At 40.2% G+C, this 22,086-nt stretch carries 22 protein-coding genes; 5 read left to right on the forward strand and 17 right to left on the reverse strand.

The genetic code is table 11. The annotated features are described in order from the left end of the window. Positions 1-21: 21 nt before the first annotated feature. The 4 genes from BMMGA3_RS10740 to BMMGA3_RS10755 all read right to left on the reverse strand — a co-directional run bounded on the left by BMMGA3_RS10740 (position 22) and on the right by BMMGA3_RS10755 (position 3,718). Positions 22-1,353: a cytochrome ubiquinol oxidase subunit I gene (locus tag BMMGA3_RS10740; RefSeq protein ID WP_004435471.1), complete on the reverse strand. Its 1,332-nt coding sequence runs from the start codon at positions 1,351-1,353 to the stop codon at positions 22-24. Positions 1,354-1,646: 293 nt separating this feature from the next. After that, entirely contained in the window at positions 1,647-1,976 is a 330-nt protein-coding gene (locus tag BMMGA3_RS10745) for an iron-sulfur cluster biosynthesis family protein (protein ID WP_004435472.1), read from the reverse strand. A 111-nt stretch (positions 1,977-2,087) separates the two neighbouring features. Next, positions 2,088-2,432 carry a YolD-like family protein gene (locus BMMGA3_RS10750; protein ID WP_004435474.1) on the reverse strand — a complete coding sequence of 115 codons (345 nt, stop codon included), beginning with the start codon at positions 2,430-2,432 and terminating at the stop codon, positions 2,088-2,090. Between the two features lie 26 nt (positions 2,433-2,458). Further along, the gene (locus BMMGA3_RS10755) at positions 2,459-3,718 is read right to left on the reverse strand and encodes a Y-family DNA polymerase (RefSeq protein WP_004435477.1); all 1,260 of its coding nucleotides are present in this window, start codon (positions 3,716-3,718) and stop codon (positions 2,459-2,461) included. A 173-nt stretch (positions 3,719-3,891) separates the two neighbouring features. On the opposite strand from BMMGA3_RS10755, the gene BMMGA3_RS10760 reads away from it, so the two are divergent. Continuing rightward, positions 3,892-4,086, forward strand: a complete 195-nt coding sequence (locus BMMGA3_RS10760) for a YqzH family protein (RefSeq protein WP_004435480.1) — start codon at positions 3,892-3,894, stop codon at positions 4,084-4,086. A 266-nt stretch (positions 4,087-4,352) separates the two neighbouring features. Here the strand turns inward: BMMGA3_RS10760 and BMMGA3_RS10765 are convergent, their stop codons facing one another. Together BMMGA3_RS10765 and BMMGA3_RS10770 are read right to left on the reverse strand one after the other, a co-directional pair. Next, positions 4,353-5,144 (reverse strand): SDR family NAD(P)-dependent oxidoreductase, encoded by a 792-nt coding sequence (locus BMMGA3_RS10765; protein ID WP_004435483.1) that lies wholly within the window; start codon positions 5,142-5,144, stop codon positions 4,353-4,355. A 14-nt stretch (positions 5,145-5,158) separates the two neighbouring features. After that, entirely contained in the window at positions 5,159-6,121 is a 963-nt protein-coding gene (locus BMMGA3_RS10770; RefSeq protein WP_004435484.1) for an MBL fold metallo-hydrolase, read from the reverse strand. Positions 6,122-6,654: 533 nt separating this feature from the next. On the opposite strand from BMMGA3_RS10770, the gene proC reads away from it, so the two are divergent. Continuing rightward, positions 6,655-7,494 carry a pyrroline-5-carboxylate reductase gene (gene proC, locus BMMGA3_RS10775; protein ID WP_004435486.1) on the forward strand — a complete coding sequence of 280 codons (840 nt, stop codon included), beginning with the start codon at positions 6,655-6,657 and terminating at the stop codon, positions 7,492-7,494. A 178-nt stretch (positions 7,495-7,672) separates the two neighbouring features. Continuing rightward, positions 7,673-8,692, forward strand: a complete 1,020-nt coding sequence (gene namA, locus BMMGA3_RS10780; protein WP_004435487.1) for an NADPH dehydrogenase NamA — start codon at positions 7,673-7,675, stop codon at positions 8,690-8,692. Positions 8,693-8,766: 74 nt separating this feature from the next. Here namA and rnz read toward each other — a convergent pair whose 3' ends face one another. Then, a complete protein-coding gene (gene rnz / locus BMMGA3_RS10785; protein WP_004435488.1) occupies positions 8,767-9,699 on the reverse strand; it encodes a ribonuclease Z in 933 nt (310 codons plus the stop codon). Positions 9,700-9,959: 260 nt separating this feature from the next. Between rnz and zwf the strand changes: the two genes are divergently transcribed. Continuing rightward, positions 9,960-11,450, forward strand: coding sequence for a glucose-6-phosphate dehydrogenase (zwf, locus tag BMMGA3_RS10790; RefSeq protein WP_004435489.1), 1,491 nt, complete (start codon positions 9,960-9,962; stop codon positions 11,448-11,450). Positions 11,451-11,523: 73 nt separating this feature from the next. Here zwf and BMMGA3_RS10795 read toward each other — a convergent pair whose 3' ends face one another. From BMMGA3_RS10795 to mce, 7 genes are all read right to left on the reverse strand, one after another. Continuing rightward, positions 11,524-12,444 (reverse strand): DUF1002 domain-containing protein, encoded by a 921-nt coding sequence (locus tag BMMGA3_RS10795; RefSeq protein ID WP_004435491.1) that lies wholly within the window; start codon positions 12,442-12,444, stop codon positions 11,524-11,526. A gap of 123 nt (positions 12,445-12,567) precedes the next feature. After that, positions 12,568-13,977, reverse strand: coding sequence for an NADP-dependent phosphogluconate dehydrogenase (gene gndA / locus BMMGA3_RS10800; protein ID WP_004435493.1), 1,410 nt, complete (start codon positions 13,975-13,977; stop codon positions 12,568-12,570). A 122-nt stretch (positions 13,978-14,099) separates the two neighbouring features. After that, positions 14,100-15,383, reverse strand: coding sequence for a DNA polymerase IV (locus BMMGA3_RS10805; protein ID WP_004435496.1), 1,284 nt, complete (start codon positions 15,381-15,383; stop codon positions 14,100-14,102). 104 nt (positions 15,384-15,487) lie between these two features. Next, positions 15,488-15,973, reverse strand: a complete 486-nt coding sequence (locus tag BMMGA3_RS10810) for a chemotaxis protein CheW (RefSeq protein ID WP_004435497.1) — start codon at positions 15,971-15,973, stop codon at positions 15,488-15,490. 140 nt (positions 15,974-16,113) lie between these two features. Further along, positions 16,114-17,232, reverse strand: a complete 1,119-nt coding sequence (locus tag BMMGA3_RS10815; RefSeq protein WP_004435500.1) for a M20/M25/M40 family metallo-hydrolase — start codon at positions 17,230-17,232, stop codon at positions 16,114-16,116. Between the two features lie 65 nt (positions 17,233-17,297). Next, a complete protein-coding gene (locus BMMGA3_RS10820) occupies positions 17,298-18,848 on the reverse strand; it encodes an acyl-CoA carboxylase subunit beta (protein ID WP_004435502.1) in 1,551 nt (516 codons plus the stop codon). Continuing rightward, positions 18,841-19,263 (reverse strand): methylmalonyl-CoA epimerase, encoded by a 423-nt coding sequence (gene mce, locus BMMGA3_RS10825; protein ID WP_004435505.1) that lies wholly within the window; start codon positions 19,261-19,263, stop codon positions 18,841-18,843. Before mce ends, BMMGA3_RS10820 begins: the two co-directional genes overlap by 8 nt. A 170-nt stretch (positions 19,264-19,433) precedes the next feature. Here mce and prli42 point away from each other — a divergent pair, with 170 nt between their 5' ends. Next, a complete protein-coding gene (gene prli42 / locus BMMGA3_RS17945; protein WP_155815548.1) occupies positions 19,434-19,532 on the forward strand; it encodes a stressosome-associated protein Prli42 in 99 nt (32 codons plus the stop codon). Positions 19,533-19,726: 194 nt separating this feature from the next. On the opposite strand, the gene BMMGA3_RS10835 is transcribed toward prli42, so the two are convergent. From BMMGA3_RS10835 to BMMGA3_RS10845, 3 genes are all read right to left on the reverse strand, one after another. Then, entirely contained in the window at positions 19,727-20,449 is a 723-nt protein-coding gene (locus BMMGA3_RS10835; RefSeq protein WP_004435509.1) for an amino acid ABC transporter ATP-binding protein, read from the reverse strand. Continuing rightward, the gene (locus BMMGA3_RS10840) at positions 20,442-21,101 is read right to left on the reverse strand and encodes an amino acid ABC transporter permease (RefSeq protein WP_004435512.1); all 660 of its coding nucleotides are present in this window, start codon (positions 21,099-21,101) and stop codon (positions 20,442-20,444) included. The genes BMMGA3_RS10835 and BMMGA3_RS10840 overlap by 8 nt, the downstream gene beginning before the upstream one ends. A 94-nt stretch (positions 21,102-21,195) precedes the next feature. Then, entirely contained in the window at positions 21,196-21,990 is a 795-nt protein-coding gene (locus BMMGA3_RS10845) for a transporter substrate-binding domain-containing protein (RefSeq protein WP_004435514.1), read from the reverse strand. Positions 21,991-22,086 lie beyond the last annotated feature (96 nt).

The following is a 22,086-nucleotide window of genomic DNA, read 5'->3' on the forward strand; positions in this document are numbered from 1 at the left end:
TTAAATTCCTCCTTCCCGTACTTATTTATGGAACCGATACTCTAGCTCTGCTTCAGCAGGGTTGTTTATAAACATTTTGCGAAGCACAACTGTACATAGTACGCCAAGCAGTATATACAAACCAAGGAACAACCACAACATTTCTCCTACTCCGTTGGAGGTTGTTGCTGCTTCCGATACTTTCATATAGCCTCTTAAAATCCACGGCTGACGGCCAACTTCTGTTAAAATCCAACCTAATTCTATGGAAATCATTGCTAAAGGGCCGCAAAGAACAATTGCACGCAGCAGCCATTTATGATGCATCCATTCTTTTTTCCATTTGGAAAAAACAACATATAATAAAGATATAATGACCATAAACATAGCAAACATTACTTTAATGTCAAACAAGTAGTGTATATATAATGGAGGAATTTCATCTTTTGGAAACTCATTTAACCCTATTACTTCCCCGTTAAAATTGTTAAAAGATAAAAAGCTTAACATCTTCGGTATATGAATGGCATATTTGATCTCTTGTTTTTTTTCATCTAATACACCGAACAAAACAAGATCTGCTCCTTTTTTTGTTTCAAAATGCCATTCAATCGCAGCTAATTTTTCCGGCTGGTACTTTGCTAGGAACTTCGCGGACAAATCACCTGCGATCCCTGTTAGTATGGCGAAAATAAACGCTGACGTAACCGTTAAATGCAATGCTTTTTTCGTATACTCCGTGATTCTTCCTCTTAACATTTGGATTGCCGCAATCGTGGCCAGGATGAAAGCAGATGTTACGTAAGCAGTTGCCAACACGTGAAAGGTTTTCGTTGGTGTTGCCGGATTAAACATAGCTTTGATAGGGTCTAATGTCTTAATCACACCATTTACCAATTCGAAGCCTTGTGGTGTGTTCATAAACGCATTTACAGTCGTAATAAAGAACGCAGACAATGAGGCTCCAAGCACAATCGGAATTGATAACATCCAATGATAAAGCGGGTTTTTAAATCGATCCCACGTATATAAATAAATTCCTAAGAAAATGGCTTCAAAGAAGAATGCGAATGTTTCCAAAAATAAAGGCAAACTAATCGCTTGTCCTGCAATTTTCATAAAGCTCGGCCATAAAAGTGAAAGTTGCAAACCAATACATGTTCCAGTTACTACTCCAACCGCTACCGTAATGACAAACCCGCGTGTCCAACGTCTGGCAAGCAATAAATAGTGGGAATCGTTCTTTTTAATTCCAATAAATTCCGCAATCGAAACCATCAAAGGGATGCCAACCCCAATTGTTGCGAAAATAATGTGGAAGGATAACGTTAAAGTTGTTAATATGCGGCTTAGTAAGACATTATCAAATTCCATTTGTTCACACCTCTCTTTTGATTGAGTTTCACTATTTTCACTATATTCATAGTATAAAGCGTGTTTTGCCTCATGAGCTTCTAAGCTTTGAACACTTTGTGACAAAATTCACGAATTTTTTGTGACAAAATTTCAAAAATACGAATTCCGTCTTGTGCAGCGTGCCCTAACGCACCCATCAAAAATTTGCGCTAGAATTTAATATCAGTTGCATTTCACTGCCCCTGGTGCTAGTAGTGTCTGACACAACAAAAAACAGGCCCGATTTATCAATGGCCTGCCTGATCTTATTCTTATGGTTTTGTTTTATCAAAAAAGCTCATTCTTCCATTTAATATCTCACCCTGACTTTTTAATTGAAAGCAATTAGCGCTTTCTAAAAAATCAATTTTCATTTTTTCATCTAGAAATACTTTTTTCGACTTCTCTACAAAAATACTTCTGCTGTTTGTAATAATCTCTTCGTCGTCACTGTCTGTTTCGCTGACGTACCAAAGAGCCGTTACACCGTTTACGGCACAGCCGCATCCGTCTGTATCGTATTTTAACTTTAAATAACCTGTTTTTCCCGCCGTTTTCTCCTCGAGTTTACTGGCAGCCGCTTCTGTTAACGTGATTTCCACCTGAATGACTCCTTCCTAGTTGTATACCTTATTATAGCATTTTGCCTGTTGTTTAAATCTATTCAAAATAATCGACTGGCATTTCTGCCTGCAGTAAAAAAGTGTTCATTCTTATCTGGCGGAATCATCTGCAAACCGGACATCAGCAATATTTGAAATTTCAATCTGGTGCACTTCGTCAAAACGATCGACCACATGGAGTTTTTTGGCTATTTCATCCCAGTAATGAATCGTGCCGATGACGATCTGGTACCTCCGTCCCCTGTAATACGTAATTGCCACGCTTTTTCCAAATTCCATTGCTTCCGCCATCACTTCATTCATTACTTCAAGCTGCTGTTCATCGGGCTCCATTTTGTTCTCGTACATATCTTCCTTTGCCCAGTCTCTGAGCAGCTTTACATGTTCAGGAAGCATCATCGATGTCCATTTTATTCTTCCTCGGTCCCGTATCATCATATCTCCACCTCACTCCAGTTCATTTACATTTTATGACCGCCAACGAGAGTCGCCCGGTGTCTGGCTGTTCCGGCTTCCGTATAGGAAACTGCCCGCAGCAATGCCCCTGATCCAAACCGGCTGCGAATGCGATCGACAGCATAACCGAGTTCGTGTTTTTTCCAGCCGTTTAAATCAAACAGGCTGAGCTGCATCTGATTATCATCGACGATGTTTCCAAGTGAAACGGAAATTTTTCGGACTGTTTTTCCTTCATAAAATTCATTAAAAAGATCCAGACAAACCCGGTAAAGGTCCATTGTTACGTTTGTCGGCTGCTCAACCGTCCGGGAGCGGTAAAAACCGCCGCCGAATTCATCCTGGCTGTAGCCGAGGCCAAAGCTGATCGTCCTTCCTGCTTTTTTATGGTTTCGGGCTCTTCTCGCCACCTCTTCACACATTTCCAATATGACAGCTTTAATTTCATGCTCTTCCTTGTAGTCGCGCAAAAGGATCTGGCTTTTTCCAAAGCTGATCTGCCCTTCCATAATCGGCGCCCCGATATCGGAAAGATCGACTCCCCACGCATGATAATAAAGCTGGTTCCCCATGATTCCAAATTTCTTTTCAAGTGCTTTCAAGTCGTAGCGGGCCAATTGCCCGACTGTGAAAATGCCCATGCTGTTGAGCGTTTTCTCGACACGTCTGCCGATTCCCCACATTTCCCGGAGCGGGGAAACGTTCCACAGTTTTTTTGGCACATCATCATATGTCCATTCGGCAATCCCGTGTTTTTTTGCTTCAAGATCAAGGCAAAGCTTTGCCATAAGCATATTGGGACCGATGCCAATCGCACACGGCAGCTGAAACTCCCGTTTAAGGTCATCCCTGATTTTTTTCGCAATTGTCATCGGATCACCCCAGAGATCAATAACGCCGTCTACTTGGATAAAACTCTCATCGACACTGTAAGTATGAATCGCTTCTTTTGGGACGTAACGGTGAAATACACGGGTAATTTCAGTGGAAATCCGCAAATACGTTGCCATTTTCGGCTCTACTAGTTGGATACGGGGATCATCAGGAATTTCAAACAACCGGGAACCGGTCTTAACGCCAAATTCCTTTTTCAACCGGGGAGATGCAGCAAGAACGACACTTCCCTGCCGTTCTACATTCCCGACAACAGCCAAATAACATTCAAGCGGATCAAGGCCAAGCATGACAGCGGAACAGCTTGCATAAAAGCTTTTCATATCAATGCATAAAATTTTATTGTGCGGCATCTTGCTGTAATCAACCATGATCCTGCCTCCTTAAAATTTCGAACATACGTTCTATATCATTATACCCATATATTAAGCGAATATGCGTTCGATTTCAATGGAAATTTAACTACAAATTTCTTGATATCGGCTTTCTTGCCAGTGTGGCACTTTTTCTTGGAAACGGTATAATCGAATTTGAGGTGGAAGCGATGGAGAAAAAATTTGTGATGAAAATGATCGAAAATTGTTTTAAGCAATACGGACATAGCCGCGAGTCGCTTCCGTTAAGCGAAGACGACTGCGAACGGCTCTATCAAAAAGTAATGGATTTGATAGAAGAGGAGCCGCTTGGCAATTTATATACAATCGTCAATGATGTTGTTTATGAATACTTAACAGAGTAGTGAGGAGGAATTTCTTCACTTTTATTCACAAATAAATCGAATAAAAGTGAAGAAATCGCCAGTAGCGGTTTATCATTTGATCAGTATATTACGGGTCGCAAACGGGAAATAGTCGATATATCTGAAAAGTGGTCGTTATACACGGGAAAGTGGTTGATATAATCGAAAAACGGTCGATAAACCATGGAAAGTGATTGATATATCCGAAAAGTGGTCGTTATCGTATCAGAACCCGTTATTAAAAAATGACATATTTTTTGATATCCCTATTTTTGATTGAATGCTTTCTTGCCGAGCCGTTCAAATAACCGCGGAAATAACGTGTAAATGATGCTTCCCGCATTCATCCAGCGGGGAAGGTTAATTTCCCTGGCAGGGGTAAAAATCTTGTCGACAACTTTTTTGGCTACATATTCAGGCTGAAGCATAATCCTCTTGACATTCTTTACGTATGTACCTTTCTCATCGGCAATTTGAAAGAAATTGGTCGCAATTGGCCCCGGATTGACTGCGGTCACATATACATTATAATCTGCAAGCTCCATCCGCAAACTGTTTGTATAGCCGAGAACAGCATGTTTTGTTGCCGCATAAACGCTTGATTTCGGCGTAGCAATTTTTCCAGCTTGGGAGGCAATGTTGATGATATGGCCAGAACGCTGCTCTCTCATTTTCGGAAGCACCATTCTTGTGCAAACCATCAGCCCGATCACGTTGACATTGAACATCCCTTTCATTTCATCGATTGTCGCTTCGTGTGCTTCACGGAAAATTCCAAAACCTGCATTGTTAATTAAAACATCGACCCGGCCGATTTCTTCGCATATTTTTTTGAATACTTCCTGGATTTGATCAGTATCGGACACGTCGAGCTTATATACATAAACCCGGACACGGTACTGCCCTTCAAGCTTTTTCTTCAAATTTTCCAGTTTATCAATGCTTCGGGCAAGCAGGACCAGATTTGCTCCACGTTCAGCACAAAGCCTGGCAATTTCCGCGCCAATTCCCCCTGATGCCCCGGTAATGATGATATTTTTGCCTTTAAACCTTTCCAATGATTTAGGTCACCTCATTTAGCCTTAAAAATATAAGTTTGATTATCTTTCATTATATCAATCTCACCTAATGAGTCTAAATAGTCAAGCTGGGCGATCGTCTCTGAGATTGTGAGCGATAGTTCCCGTTCATAAACGGCCGGGAATAAGCGCTTGCAAATTTCAAACACGGTAAGCTCTTCGTTTTCAAGCCATTTTTTTACTTGCATAGCCCTTTCATGCTGGCGCTCCAGCCTTTTTTCTATCAATTGATGAACGTCCGTAATGTCCGTGCCATGTCCCGTATACATCCGTTCAATCGGAAAATTAAGCAGCCGTTTGATCGAGTTATTATATTGGAGCTGAGGCTTTGGACGCTCGGTCTTGCCTGGCAGCGGGGGCTCAAGCAAAGGATTCGGGGAAATCGATGCCAATAATAGGTCTCCGCCAATTACAATCCCGTCTTTTTTTCGCCATAACGCAATATGGCTCTGTGCATGGCCTGGTGTTTCAAGTACTTTCCAATCGTCCAGCCCAGGCGGATTTCCGTCTTCGGCCAGCGTTCCTGTGAGGGATCTATTGCATGAAAATTTCAGTGACTTTTTCATTATATCAATAAAAGAAAAGAACTTTTCGGGAATGCCAAATTCGACAAAAAGCTTTCGATAAAAATCATCATGCTCCTCAAAAAAGGATTGATTCCTGTTTATCCATCTCTCATTTAAAAAGTGGCCGTAAACTTCCAATGACGGCGAAAAGCGGTCAAGCAAACCAGAGTGGTCCGGGTGATGATGCGTCAAAATAACTTGTTCAATATCTCCTGGATGTAATTTTAAATCATTAAGCTGGCTTTTCAATGCTTCCCATGCTGATTCAGTATTCGGGCCGACATCAACAAGAGTCAGCCGATCCCCTTTTATTAAGAAAACATTCACGTCACCGACCGCAAATGGCGTCGGCAAGGTAATCTTTGCAATTCCATTCTTCCATTCAGTCATTTTTTTAACTCCTTAAATCGTTATATTTGTATAAAATTCATCGGGTCCAAATTATGTATAATGTCATCCAGTCGCGCATATTCTAGAATACATAAATTAGTTTATCGCTCTTTTTGTAAATTGTCATTATTTTCACATAACTTTTTTTTAGATAATTTAAAAAATAGTGCAAGTTTCCACTTGACAGATACGCATGTTTTCTTGCATAATCACAATTAAAACTTATTATGTAACGAAGCAATGAGTAAGGCCAGTAGATGGAAAACGGCGAAAGAGAGTGAAGCTCACCGGCTGAAAGGCTTCACCGCCCTCTTGACCATTGAACCTACCTTACGAGCTGTTAGGCAAACCTAAACGCAAATCCGGCGTTATCGGATCAGAGCTGCACCTTTTCTGCTAGGCTTGACAGCCTTGAAAAGGTGAATGAAGGTGGTACCACGGAAGATAGACCTTTCGTCCTTTGCGGATGTAAGGTCTTTTTTATTTTCATAAAATACAGAATGTTGAAATAAAAGATATGGGAGGAAACAAAAATGAAGAAGCTTACTTTTGTCGGAGCAGGTTCGATGGCGGAAGCAATGATCTCCGGAATGCTAAAGAGCAACCTGATAGAGAAAAACGGCATTTGGGTAACGAATCGAAAAGATGACGACAAGCTCATCCGCATGAACCGGGAGTATGGTGTGAATACCTCGTACGATTTAGAAAAATTGTTCTCGAATGCAGATGCTGTAATTTTAGCGATGAAACCGAAAGACGCTGCAGCAGCAATTACCCGCATTAAAGAATACTTAACAGAAGATATGCTGATTATTTCCGTTCTGGCGGGAATATCGATTTCCAGTATTGAAGAGCTTTCCGGCAAATCGCTGGCAATCGTAAGAGCGATGCCGAATACATCAGCAGCAATCAGGAAATCAGCAACCGCTATAGCTGTTAATAAAAAGGTTACAGATCACCAAAAGAAAATCGTAAAACAAATGTTTGAAACAATCGGGCTAACAACTTTTGTTGAAGAAGAACAACTTGATGCTGTAACCGGCCTGTCCGGCAGCGGCCCGGCTTATATTTATTATCTTGTCGAAGCAATGGAAAAAAGTGCTGCTGAAATTGGTCTTGAAAAACAAGTTGCAAAACAATTAATTGTGCAAACGCTGCTCGGAGCGGCGGAAATGCTGACGAAAACATCTAAATCGCCGGAGCAGCTGCGCCGGGAGGTAACAAGTCCCGGCGGAACAACAGAAGCCGGCATTAAAGTTCTCGAGGCCCATGACGTTCAGCATGCTTTTATATCCTGCATTAAAGAAGCAACCGCACAATCTAAACGCCTAGGAAGCATGTTAAACACAGAAGCAGTAACAGTAAAGCAGTAATCACATTTTCGAATAAGTAAGGTTAGGTTCGCTCCGGTTTTCTGGCGTATAAAAAAGTTTGAATGTGAACAAAATACCGGTTAAAAAACTTGCGGAAAAACGATTGAGCAGTTCATTTCCTATTCCAATACAGCACTGATATACTTTTTATATACGAAAAGGAATGGAGGCAATTCGTTTGGAAGCAAAACTGTTTTCACCATTTACAATCAAAAATACAACATTTAAAAATCGAATCGTTATGTCCCCCATGTGTATGTATTCCAGCCACAATAAGGACGGCAAAGTCCAAAATTGGCATTATACACACTACGTCAGCCGGGCGGTCGGGCAAGTCGGGCTTATTATTGTCGAAGCCACTGCCGTTACTCCACAGGGCCGAATTTCCACTCAAGATTTGGGGATTTGGAGCGACGAACATATTGATGGGCTGAAGAAGTTAACAGAATTAATAAAAGAACATGGTGCGAAGACCGGTATCCAGATCGCCCATGCCGGACGAAAATCGACAGTAGAAGGCGAAATAGTTGCTCCGTCTGCCATCCCGTTCAACGAACAAATGAAAACGCCAAAAGAAATGACAACAACAGAAATAAAAGAGACAATTCAAGCGTTTAAAAAGGGAGCCGAGCGAGCAAAAAAAGCGGGCTTTGATGTAATTGAAATACATGCAGCCCATGGCTACCTGATCAATGAATTCTTATCGCCTTTATCCAATCAACGCACAGATGAATATGGGGGTTCGCCGGAAAACCGCTACCGCTTCTTAAGAGAAGTCATTGATGAAGTGAAATCCGTTTGGGACGGCCCTCTCTTCGTCAGAGTATCTGCAAGCGATTATCATGATGAAGGCTTATCAGTAGACGATTATGTTGTGATGAGCCATTGGATGAAAGAGCAGGGAGTCGACCTTATTGATGTCAGCTCAGGCGGTCTTGTTCCCGTACATATAAAAGTTTATCCTGGCTATCAAGTTAAGTTTGCCGAAAAAATTAAGCACCAAGCCGGCATTTTGACAGGGGCGGTCGGGCTTATTACTTCCGGCCTTCAAGCAGAGGAAATTTTGCAAAATGACCGCGCTGATCTCATTTTTCTCGCCCGCGAACTGCTAAGGGACCCTTATTGGCCAAGAACAGCCGCAAAAGAACTTGGTGCAGACATTGAAGCACCAAAGCAATATGAACGGGGTTGGATTTGAGCTTAGAACAATCATACCAAATCTGAGATCAAACAATACAAAGGTTAGGGTGTCTTGTACCCTAACCTTTTTTACTAGCTTTGTTTTTTTGCAGGAATATGAATTTCTTTAAAATCTTCGGCAATTTCCGTTTCGTGAAATAATTCCTTTGCTTCTTTAACTAATTCAAGCCAATCATTACGGTCATACCTAGCACTAATATGTGTTAAGCATAATTTCTTGACATTTGCTTTTACTGCCGTTTCCGCAGCTTGGTAAGTGGTGGAATGAAAATACTCGTATGCCAATCGTTCTTCGCCTTTTGAAAATGTAGCTTCATGAACCAACAAATCGGCATTTTTTGCTAATCGGACAGCATTTTCACATATTCTTGTATCACCAAGGATGGCAACAATTCGCCCTTTTTGGGCCGGACCGAGAAAATTAGCCGCTTCAAGCACCGTTCCATCTTCAAGAATGACAGATTCGCCATTTTTTATCTTCTTATAAATAGGTCCCGGTTTGATTCCGGCCTTTATCAGTTTATCTGCCAAAAGCGTACCGGGCCGGTCTTTTTCAATAATCCGGTATCCGTAAGAAGGAATTCCATGATCAAGAAGCCGTGCTTCTACAGTAAATTGATCATCATCAAAAATAACGCCTTCTTCAATTTCAACAATTTTTAACGGATATGATAAAAACGTTTGGCTTACAGATAGACTAATATTGATAAATTCTTTTAAACCTTTTGGACCATATAGAACAACTTCGGTGTCGCCGCCCTGAAAAGACCTGCTAGAAAGCAATCCCGGCAAGCCGTAAATATGGTCACCGTGAAGATGGGTAATAAATATTTTTTCAATTCTTCTTGGTTTAATTGACGTATGTAAGATTTGATGCTGGGTTGCCTCCCCGCAATCGAACAACCAAATGGCGCCTCGCTCTTCTAACAGCTTTAATGCTACAGAGGTAACATTTCTTAACTTGGCAGGAATGCCGGCACCTGTCCCTAAGAAAAAAACATCCATTTTCTTCAACCCTTTCAAAGACAACCGAATATATGATAATACCAAAGCCTTTCATAACATCGGATTCGAAAATTTTTGTTACATTTAACTATACCACACGAATAAAAACAGCTGAAATTGTTATGTTTCAACTGAAAATAAAAACGAACCGTGCACATAACATTTGCTAAATGATCATGAAACCGATAAAATTTTGTATTTGACGAGTCTATATTTCTTGTACATATTCACTCAAAAAGTAAAAGAGAGGTCCTTAAATCGTGAAACAGAACGGAAAACCGACTGCACTAATCATGATCTTTGGAGCAACTGGAGATTTAGCTAAAAGGAAATTGTTCCCATCCATTTATAACTTGTATACGAAAGGGAAACTGGAACGGTTTGCAGTTATTGGCGTTGCACGAAGGCCACTTTCCACCAAAGATTTTCAAACAGCCGTAAAAAATTCGATCCAAACATCTAATGATAGTCCTGCAGATGTCAATGATTTTATTTCAAGATTTTACTATCATTCTCATGACGTCACTGACTCAAGTTCTTATACTGCCTTAAATCAGTTGGCAGAGGAACTTGACGGCAATTATAGTTTGGAAGGAAACAGAATCTTTTATCTTGCGATGGCTCCAGAATTCTTTGGAACAATTGCCGAACATTTGAAAAAAGACGGACTTACAAATGTACGAGGATTTAAACGCCTCGTAATTGAAAAACCGTTCGGACATGATCTCGAGTCTGCTATTGCACTGAACAAGCAGATTCGAACTGCTTTTTCAGAAAACGAAATTTACAGAATTGATCATTACCTCGGTAAGGAAATGGTTCAAAATATTGAAGTGATCCGATTTGCGAATGCAATTTTTGAACCGCTATGGAACAACAGATATATCGCGAATATTCAAGTAACATCAAGTGAAATTCTTGGTGTTGAGGAGCGCGGCCGTTATTATGAAAAAAGCGGTGCGCTAAGGGATATGGTCCAAAACCATATGCTGCAAATGGTCGCACTCTTAGCGATGGAGCCGCCTATCCGCTTAACGACTGACGAAATCCGCTCTGAAAAGGTTAAAGTACTGCGGGCTTTGCGTCCGTTAAAAGCTGAAGAGGTCAATGACTACTTTGTCAGAGGCCAATACGGAAGCGGCAAAATTAATGGAGAAAAGGTACCGGGATACAGAGAAGAACCGATGGTGGATAAAGAATCCAATACCGAAACTTTTGTAGCAGGCAAATTGATGATCGATAATTTCCGTTGGGCCGGAGTTCCTTTCTATATTCGAACCGGAAAGCGGATGAAAGCAAAATCGACAAAGATCGTTATCCAGTTTAAAGATATTCCGATGAATTTGTATTATCAAACGGATCAAACTTTAAACCCAAATCTGCTCGTTATCCATATTCAGCCTGAAGAAGGAATTACCCTTCATTTAAACGCAAAAAAAGCAGGACAAAATATGGAAGCCACTCCGGTTAAATTAAACTTTTCAAATAAGGGGGCAGACGGAATGAATACCCCTGAAGCTTACGAAAAGCTTCTGTATGACTGCATACGAGGAGATGCTACAAACTTTACCCATTGGGATGAAGTGGCCCTATCCTGGAGTTTTACCGATAAAATTTCTGAAGTTTGGGAGAATACAAAAGAGGCGAGCTTTCCTAATTATCAAGCCGGTACAATGGGGCCAAAAGCTGCCGATGAGCTTTTAGAAAAAGACGGCTTTTTTTGGTGGCCGGTCACAGATCTTGATGTATAGGTATATTAAAAATAAATCCCCTTTGTACGCCAAAGGGGATTTATTTTTAAAAGCAATGTAAAAATTTACTCGCTCATGAGAATATACTTTTTATCGCATCGATTAGTTCTTTAAAGAAATTAGAAACGGTTTCTAAGAAGCCTTTGTCTCCGACTGTTTCTTCAATTCTTTTCTGAATGTCTTTTGTCAAGTCATTTAACTGTGATTGGACATTATCAAAATTAATGTTAAGTTTACGCATTTTATCAAAAAGATCAATAAGCAACTGACGGTCTTCCGGGCTTAATTGAATTTCAAGCGTTTTTATTTTTTCATCAATAATTTGTTCGATGTCTTCTTTTGTCGCTGGATTCTGTTTTGCAATTTCCTTTTTAATCTCTGTTAAAAGCTCGCTTACTTTGTCCTGATCAAGCCCATCTTTCTTAGCCAGGTTTGTGGCAAGACTCAATTCTTCATTCGCTACTTCCGTACGCTCTTTATTTAATCCCGTTCCTTCTCCATTATCATATGCTTTATAAATTCCAACAAGAGCGGAATGTCCGCTTACTTTCACTGGAGAAGCGACTTCAACAACTGCATCTTCAATCCCTGCAGTCAATAAAGCATTGGCATACATTTCATTTGTTACTTCCGTAATGTTTTCCGGTGTGATTTGCTTAACAATAAGACCTTCGCCTTTTTCCTTTCTTGTAATTTTTGCAGAGGAATACAAATTGGAATGAGGGTCTCCATTAATATAAGTAACAAGATCTTTACCTGTTACAGTGATCTCTTTCACTTTACTTGTATCGTTAACACCTAATAGTCTTCTAACCTCTTCTTTTTGGGCAGGCGATAATGATTCACCATAAACAACAATAGGAAGGCCGAATTTTTCATTTATGCTTTCTTCATCGCTATTGCCGTTTGCAGCAAAAGCCATGTTTCCCGAACTGAAAACGAAAATAAATATTATTGCGGCAGCAACCCATTTCAAAAAATGTTTAAATATCATTTTCGGATTCTCCTTTCCTTCTTAAAAGAATTATATACTTATTGACTAGATAAGAAAGAAAAAAGTTTCATTTTTTTAACACAGAAAAGCAGCGCACGATTAATGATGCGCTGCAATTTCCTATTATTTCGTCCAATCAGTATGGAAGCTTCCTTCTTTATCAATGCGCTGATAAGTGTGAGCACCAAAATAGTCACGCTGCGCCTGAATGAGGTTGGCAGGCAATGTCTCCATTCGGTAGCTGTCATAGTAAGACAATGCTGCAGAAAAACCAGGAACCGGGATGCCGTTTTGAACAGCAACACTAATAATTTCTCGAAGTGCATCTTGATAGCTTTCGACAACCTCTTTGAAGTATGGATCAAGAAGAAGATTTTTAAGGCTTGGATCACGGTCATAAGCTTCTTTGATTTTTTGCAAGAATTGAGCGCGAATGATGCAGCCGCCGCGGAAAATCATCGCAATTTCTCCATAATTGAGATCCCAATGATACTCATCAGATGCCGCCCTCATTTGCGCGAATCCTTGTGCATACGAACAAATTTTACTCATGTATAGAGCTTTCCGGACTGATTCGATGAACGCCTCTTTATTTCCTGTAAATGTCTTAGCACTTGGACCGCGAAGCTGCTTGCTTGCTTCAACACGTTCTTGTTTCATTGCAGAGATAAAGCGGGCGAACACTGATTCCGTAATGATTGGAAGAGGAACACCTAAATCCAGGGCGCTCTGGCTTGTCCATTTACCGGTTCCTTTTTGCCCTGCTGTATCTAAAATTACATCAACTAGAGGCTTGCCTGTTTCTTCATCAATTTTTGTAAAAATGTCAGCTGTAATTTCAATCAAATAGCTGTCAAGCTCACCTTTATTCCATTCGGCATATACTTCATGCAATTCTTGGGCATTTAAACCAAGAACATTCTTTAGAAGGAAATAAGATTCTGAAATAAGCTGCATGTCTCCGTATTCGATTCCGTTATGAACCATTTTCACATAATGGCCTGCACCATCAGGGCCAATGTATGTTGTACAAGGTTCGCCATTGACTTTTGCTGCAATGTCTTTAAAGATTGGAGCCACTAAATCATATGCTTCTTTTTGGCCGCCTGGCATAATGGACGGACCGTTCAAAGCTCCTTCTTCCCCGCCGGAAACTCCTGTACCGATAAAGTGGATGCCATGTTCGCTTAATTCTTTATTGCGGCGCTGTGTATCAACGAAAAATGCATTTCCGCCGTCAATTAAAATATCACCTTTTTCAAGATGCGGCTTCAATTGTTCGATTATTGCGTCTGTTCCTGCACCGGCTTGAACCATTATTAAAATTTTTCTTGGTTTTTCGAGTGAATGAACAAATTCTTCAATTGAATATGTACCAACAATATTTTTTCCTTTTGTTTCGGCTAGCATTCGATCGGTTTTCTCACGGGAACGATTGTAAACGGACACTGTATAGCCTTTGCTTTCAATGTTCAACGCGAGGTTTTTCCCCATTACAGCTAAACCGATGACACCAATTTGCTGTTTCGTCATTTTTCTAACGTCCCTTCTTGTAATAAAATTGCCCAATGTTTAGAAAAATCCACTTTTACTTTAGCAATTTTCAAAATAAGATGCAACCAATGAAACCTTTCTTTGGAAAAAACGTTTGCTCATTATTCTTTTTTGTTTTTTCCGCCAATTGCAAAAGTTTGAAGGAAGTCCTTGTTAAAACTTGTATCTGTTCCTATTTTTGATTTTATATCGATATCTGCTTTTGCATCGGCATTTTTAATAATATGCTCTCCATATTTTTCGCGAAGTTTTTCAAGAGCATGGATCAGCGGCTCTTTTTTAGCCTCTTGTTCATATGAAAAAAGATCAAGCTGCTTAACTGCACGCCCTCTTTCCTGCAAATCCGTTCCGGTGATTCCTAACAGTCTGACTGGTTCTCCATTCCAATGTTTAAGGAAAAGAGTTTTTGCTGCCTGGCTAATTTCATCCTTTTGGCTGACAGGATTACTTAATTTTTTGCTTCTTGTGATTGTTTTTCGATCCTTATACCGGATCGTAATAGCAATATTGGCAGCCAAAACCTTTTTTCTTTTTAAACGGGCTGCAACTTTTTCCGCCAATCCATCCAAGACTTGAAATAAGACTTGCTGATTGGTGATATCTTTCGGTAAAGTCGTTGAATTCCCGACACTTTTAAAATCAGAAACAGAGTCAGGATCGACAGGGCGCCAGTCATTGCCGTTTGCTCGTTCCTTTAATCTGGCACCGTTTATGCCAAGAAGATTTTTTAATTGAATCTCATTTGCTTTTGCTAAATCACCGATTGTTCTGATCCCGATTTTCGCCAACTTTTCTGCCGTTTTTTTGCCGACGCCATGCATTTGTCCAACATCAAGAGGCCAGAGAATATTCGGAACATCTCGCTTGCGGAGAATTGTGATCCCAAGCGGCTTTTTCATATCGGAAGCCATTTTTGCTAGAAATTTATTTGGTGCAATCCCGATGCTGCATGGAAGATCGAGTTGTTCCAATAATCTCTTTTGAATCGTTCGGGCAATCTCAACCGGTGTTCCAAGTTTATCGCTATCGGTGATATCCATATAACCTTCATCAATCGATACAGGTTCAACAAGATCGGAATATTGGCGAAGAATTTCAAATATTTTAATGGAAACGGCGCGGTAACGCTCAAAATTAGGTTTCCTAATAATAAGCTGTGGGCAAAGTTTCTTTGCTTCCCATAAAGGCATGGTCGTTTTTACCCCGAATTTTCTTGCTTCATAACTGCAAGTTACGATAATTCCCCTTCGTTCTTCCGCGTCTCCTGCAATTGCAAGGGGTTTGCCTTTCAAAGAAGGGTCATATGACATTTCAACGGAAGCATAAAAACTATTCATATCAACATGAAGAATCACTCGCCCTTTTTTCGGAATCATTTCTTTCACGTTTGCACTTCCTAACATATGTTCTATTTTTATTTTACCAAAAGGCGTGAAAAATTGAGCAAAAAAGACTCCGAGTATGAAATAGAATAAAAAGAACAGCAGTACTATGAATGCTGTTCGGATCTTGCATGTGTTTTCATGTATTCTTGTATCTCGCGAATTCCTTCAAGAGATTGAATGAGTTTTAAGGGGTCGATAACGGTTATTAACCGTTTGTCAAGGTTGGCCACACCCGTAAAATAACTAGTTTTTTGATAAGCGATTAAACCAATTTGTTTGAGTTTTTCTGAAGGAATATCAACAATTTCCTTTGCTTCTTTAACGAGAACACCGAGAGACATCTCCGGTGTATGTAAAACGATGAATCTCGTTCCTTCATTGATTTCTATTTGACGGTTATATAAAATGTTTTCAAAATCAACAACCGGAATTAACTCTCCTCTGACTTTTACAATTCCTTTCACATATTCAGGCAAATGTGGAATTGGTGTTGTACTCGCCATTTTTTCAATTGAAATGACATACTGAATGGGAAATGCATATTCTTCGCTGCCGACACGAAAGACAACGGCCTTGTTTGATTCGTTCATCTAAACTCTCCTTCTTTCCTCACCAACCAAATTTTTCCCCATTGTCATCTTACAAACAATTTGACTGCTTGTCTATGAGGCAGCTCCCATTTTTCGAAAAATAAAGGAGAACCGTATGTGGTCCTCCCTAATAGTTTAAATTAAGCCGCAACTTCTTCTATAATAGCAATCACCATCTCAGCCAACTTATTGAGCTCTTCAATTGGCATTTTTTCATTTGTTGTATGAATATCTTCATAGCCGACTGCAAGATTAACTGTCGGAATGCCAAATCCAGCGATGACATTTGCATCACTTCCGCCCCCGCTCTTTAACAATTCACAGGTGCGTCCGATTTTAGCAGCGGCTTTGCGGGCAACTTCCACAACATGGTCACCTTCTCCAAATTTAAATCCCGGATACATGACTTGAACTTCAATTTCCGCTTTACCGCCCATTTCCTCTGCAGTGCTTTCAAATGCTTCTTTCATTTTCCGAACTTGTTCTTCCATTTTTTCCGGCACGAGTGAGCGTGCTTCCGCTAAAATATTTACCCGATCACAAACAATATTTGTTTGAGTTCCACCTTCAAAACGGCCAATATTAGCAGTCGTTTCTTCATCAATTCGCCCAAGCGGCATTTTCGCAATAGCTTTTGCAGCAATTGTAATAGCAGAAACACCTTTCTCAGGAGCTACACCTGCGTGAGCAGTTTTCCCTAAGATAACAGCTGAAATTTTTGCTTGGGTTGGTGCAGCAACGACAATATTGCCAACTTTTCCGTCACTGTCAAGCGCGTAGCCGAATTTCGCTTTCACTAACGATGAATCAAGTGCTTTTGCCCCCACTAAACCTGATTCTTCACCAACTGTGATGATAAATTGAATCGTGCCGTGCGGTATGTTCCGTTCCTTTAAAACCCGTACTGTTTCGAGCATGACTGCAAGTCCGGCTTTATCGTCAGCACCTAAAATTGTTGTACCATCAGTCACAACATAGCCATCTTTAATCGACGGTTTGATGCTCTTTCCAGGAACAACTGTATCCATATGGGAAGTAAAATAAATTGGGTCCACACCGTCTTTTGTTCCCTGCAGGGTACAAATCAAGTTGCCAGCTCCATGACCTGTTTGTGCAGTTGTATCATCTTCATATACATCCACACCTAACTCCGTAAACTTTTTCTTTAGAACTTTTGCTATTTGCGCTTCATATTTAGTTTCTGAATCAATTTGGACCAATTCCAAAAATTCATTCAATAATCGTTCCTGATTAATCATGTATTGTATACCCCCTGAATTTTGCTCACTATTTCAGTATACCTTTTATTTGATCGATCAGGCAATTATAGCGGGATGTTGCCATGTTTTTTTCGCGGCCGGGTTTCTTTTTTGTTTCTCAGCATTTCAAGAGCCTGAATCAATTTAATTCTAGTCTCACGCGGATCAATGACATCATCGACCATTCCCATTCTCGCTGCCACATAAGGATTTGCAAATTTCTCCCGGTATTCCTCAATTTTTTGCTGCCGCGTTTGTTCCGGATTCTCACTGTTTTGAATTTCTTTAGCAAAAATAATATTCGCCGCACCTTGAGGACCCATCACAGCAATTTCCGCATTTGGCCAAGCGAATACCAAATCAGCTCCGATTGCTTTACTATTTAATGCAACATAGGCTCCTCCATAAGCTTTCCGCAAAATAACGGTTAGCTTCGGCACTGTTGCTTCTGAATAAGCGTACAAAATTTTTGCACCGTGGCGAATAATCCCGCCATGCTCCTGTTTAACTCCCGGAAAGAAACCGGTCACATCTTCAAACGTAATGATTGGAATGTTAAAAGAATCGCAGAATCGAATAAACCTTGCCGCTTTATCAGAACTGTCAATATCAAGCCCGCCAGCCATGAACTTCGGCTGATTGCATACAAGGCCTACAACTTCTCCCTTAATTCGAGCAAAACCGACAACAATATTTTTCGCAAAATCTTTGTGTATTTCCATGAAAGAGTGTTCATCAACAACTTGGTTAATTACAATTCTGACGTCATATGGCCGGACCGCGTCAAAAGGAATGACATCGGTTAAATCAGGGCGGTAATCATCCGAATCATCTGCTTCTAATCTCGGCGGTTTTTCTTCATTATTTTGCGGAAGGTAACTTAATAACTTGCGGACCATCTCTAAAACTTCTTCTTCCTTTTCTGCACTGAAATGGGCGTTTCCGCTGATTGTATTGTGAACTCTCGCTCCACCAAGATCCTCGGCGGAAATCTTTTCCCCTGTCACTGTTTCAATTACTTTTGGTCCGGTAATAAACATCTGGCTTGTTTTTTCAACCATAAATACAAAATCTGTTATAGCAGGAGAATATACTGCTCCCCCGGCACAAGGCCCCATGATCACTGAAATTTGCGGAATGACGCCGGAATAAATCGCATTTCGGTAAAAAATATGGCCATATCCGTCTAAAGATACGACACCCTCCTGAATTCGTGCTCCCCCTGAATCATTTAATCCGATGAACGGCGCACCATTTTTTGCCGCTAAATCCATTACATGAGCAATTTTCTTCGCATGCATTTCCCCAAGGGCTCCGCCAAAAACGGTAAAATCTTGTGAAAATAAATAGATCGGGCGTCCGTTTATTTTCCCATAGCCTGTCACAACTCCGTCTCCAGGTCCTTTTTGTCGATCAAGGCCAAAATCTGTTGACCGATGTTCAATAAACGGATTTAACTCCACAAACGTTCCCGGATCTACTAAAAGATCGATTCTTTCACGAGCTGTCAGCTTTCCTTTTTCATGCTGCCTTTCAATTTTTTCATCGCCCCCGCCCATTTCAACTTCGCGGCGGCGGTCGTACAATTCATTTATCTTTTCGTAAATATCAACCATGCTCCTTGTTCATTCCTTTCTTTTCGCAAAATTCATACAATACGCCGCCTGTTGATTTTGGGTGCATAAAAGCGACGAGAGCCCCTCCTGCTCCTGTTTTTGGTTGGTCTTGAATCATTTTGATCCCTTTACTCTTTATTTCATCAATCCGCTCTTGAATGGATTCAACACCGAGAGCAACATGATGGATTCCCTCTCCGCGCTTTTCGATAAATTTTGAGATTGGACTGTCTTCTGCAGTAGGTTCTAATAATTCAAGTTTTGTTTCGCCTGCTTTAAGAAATGCAACTTTTACTTTTTCGCTTTCTACTTCTTCGATCCCTAACAGTTCAAGGCGAAGCACTTCTGTATAAAATGAAAGCGTTTTATCTAGAGATTTTACAGCAATCCCTATATGATCAACTTTTTTAATCATTCGCTCTCCTCCATAAAATTTGCTCTATTAAAAATGTTTATATTATTTATTATATAATTATTCTAAAAAAATGTCGAAAATCTTTCAAAAACTGAGCGGTTGTTCGATTTTGCAATCTTGAGTACAATAATAGACAAGGAGTTTATTCATTTTCAGGAGGAGGATTTTGTTTGTCTAACCGAAAAACGAGAAAACTGATAGTTTTTTTGATGATTTTCATCATGCTTGCTTCATCTCTCATTACGGGCCTGAAAATATTGTTTTCATAAAACGGCTTTATGGATAGATTTATACAAATAGATCTTGGCTTCGAAGAAAATTGATAAAGAGGCTGACTCATACAAAAGGTCAAACCCCTATATTACAACATTGACAAACGCTAATAAAATTACTCTATTTATTGTCATTGTTGGAGGGAGTTAGACCCTTATGAGCCAGCCTCTTTTTAAATAACCTAATCGGACTAAAGTATTTTTTCCAAGAAAGCTTCTGCACGCTTGCTTTTAGGGTTGTTAAAAAATTCTTCAGGAGGAGCATCCTCGACTAAAATTCCCCCATCAAGGAATAATACACGATCCGCAACTTCCTGGGCAAAGCCCATTTCATGTGTTACGATCGCCATTGTCATACCTGTATGGGCTAATGATTTCATAACTTCGAGCACTTCTTTTACCATTTCAGGGTCAAGTGCTGAAGTCGGTTCATCAAACAGCATGACATTGGGCCGCATAGCCAGAGCCCGAGCAATCGCAACCCGTTGCTTTTGGCCGCCTGATAATCTCCCAGGATATTCTTCCGCTTTTTCGGATAGACCGACTTTCGAAAGCAGTTCATGCCCTAGCTTTTCCGCTTCTTCTCGAGAAAGGCCTTTCACTTTAATCGGTGCATACGTTAGATTTTCTAAAACGGTTTTATGCGGGAATAAATGAAAATGCTGAAACACCATTCCTACATTTTGCCGCACCTTCATAATATTTGTCTTTTTATCGGTAATTTCCTGGCCGTCAATCCATATTTTCCCGCTCGTTGGCACTTCCAAGAGATTCATGCACCTAAGGAAAGTAGATTTTCCAGAACCTGACGGACCGATAATGGCGACAACTTCTCCTTCATGAATGGTTGTCGTTATTCCTTTTAAGACTTCAAGCTTTCCAAAATTTTTATGAAGGTTTTCTACCTTAATCACTGCGTCTCATTCTCCTTTCCATAGCTTTTCCTATCAATGTCAGCACCATGACCATCAAATAATAGATCATACCTGCAATCAGCAACGGTTCGAAGAATGAGTATTTATCAGCGCCTACCTGATATGAACGGCGCATAATATCCATCACGCCAACGGTGGTCACAATAGCAGATTCTTTTGTTAGCGTAATGAATTCGTTCATTAAAGCAGGCAATATATTTTTTAATGCTTGCGGCAGGATAATATCCCACATCATTTTCTTGTAAGGAATCCCCAGCGCCATTGATGCCTCCCGCTGTCCTTTATCTACCGCCAAAATACCGGCACGAATAATTTCCGATATATAAGCAGCCGAATTCAAACTAAAGGAAAGAACAGCTGCAGTGGATGCATCAATTTGAAACCCTACAATTTGCGGTGATCCGTAGTAGATCAACATAAGCTGAAGCACCAGCGGCGTTCCGCGAAAAATAGAAGTATAGGCATCTGCAAACCAGCCAAGCAATTTAAAAGAACTTATTTTAAATAAAGCCAAAATAACTCCAAACGCAAATCCCATCATCCCGGCCAGAATGACAATTTGCAGGGTAACCCCGATCCCCTTCAAAATATAAGGCAGGGAGGGAATAAATTGTGAGAAATCCAAATTCATTGGGTCAATCCATCCTCTCTAATAATTCGATAGCAGGTATACAAGGCAAAAACGTTCAGAAAGGCTTCAGCTTTCTGAACGCATGACTTTGAAATTATTTTCCTCCGCCGAACCATTTTACGATTAATTTATCAAGCTCGCCGTTTTTTTTCATTTCATTTAATACTTTATTAAAGTCTTTTGTAAGCTTGCTGTTTTTAGGAAAAGCAATAGCTGAGCCAGCTTCCTCCGGATTATCACTAATTGTAAATCCAGTAAGATTTTTTTCTTTTTTAAAATATCCTTTGGCAACTGTATCTTCAATAATTGCTGCATCAAAACGGCCAGTCATAATTTCCTGAATCAGTTCTGGAACTCGGTTTCGGTTTTCAATTTTCATATCTACTTTTTTTCTGATTTCTTTCGCTTTTCCTTCTTGAATTGATCCTAATTGAACACCCACGGTTTTCCCTTTTAGATCTTCTAAACTTTTAATGCCGCTGTCTTTTTTAGAGACAATCATATGTTTCGCAGTATAATAGATATCACTGAAATCAACATTCTTTTTACGGTCTTCTGTTGGTGTCATCCCTGCTAAGACAAAGTCTACCTGACCAGATTTTAACGCTTGAACGAGACCGCTGAATTCGATATCCTTCACTTGGACTTTATATCCTAGTTTACCTGCAATCGCTTTTGCCAGATCAACGTCAAATCCGATAATCTCGTCACTTTTCGCAGTATCAACGTATTCAAATGGAGGATAATCAGCAGAAGTCCCCATAATTAAAACCTTTTTTCCATCAGCACCATTTCCATCCTTGGCTGAATCTTTCTGACCAGTACCGCACGCAGCCAAAAGTCCAATAACGAGAATGCTTATCAAAAATAACGAAAAATGCTTTTTCATATACTTTCCTCCTATAATTTTTCTGAAAATATTTGTGAATATTACCTCTTTATTTATGATTTCTATTGCATAATGATTCGTTGAAGAAACGAAATT

Source organism: Bacillus methanolicus MGA3 (genome assembly GCF_000724485.1).
Classification (GTDB): domain Bacteria; phylum Bacillota; class Bacilli; order Bacillales; family Cytobacillaceae; genus Bacillus_Z; species Bacillus_Z methanolicus_A.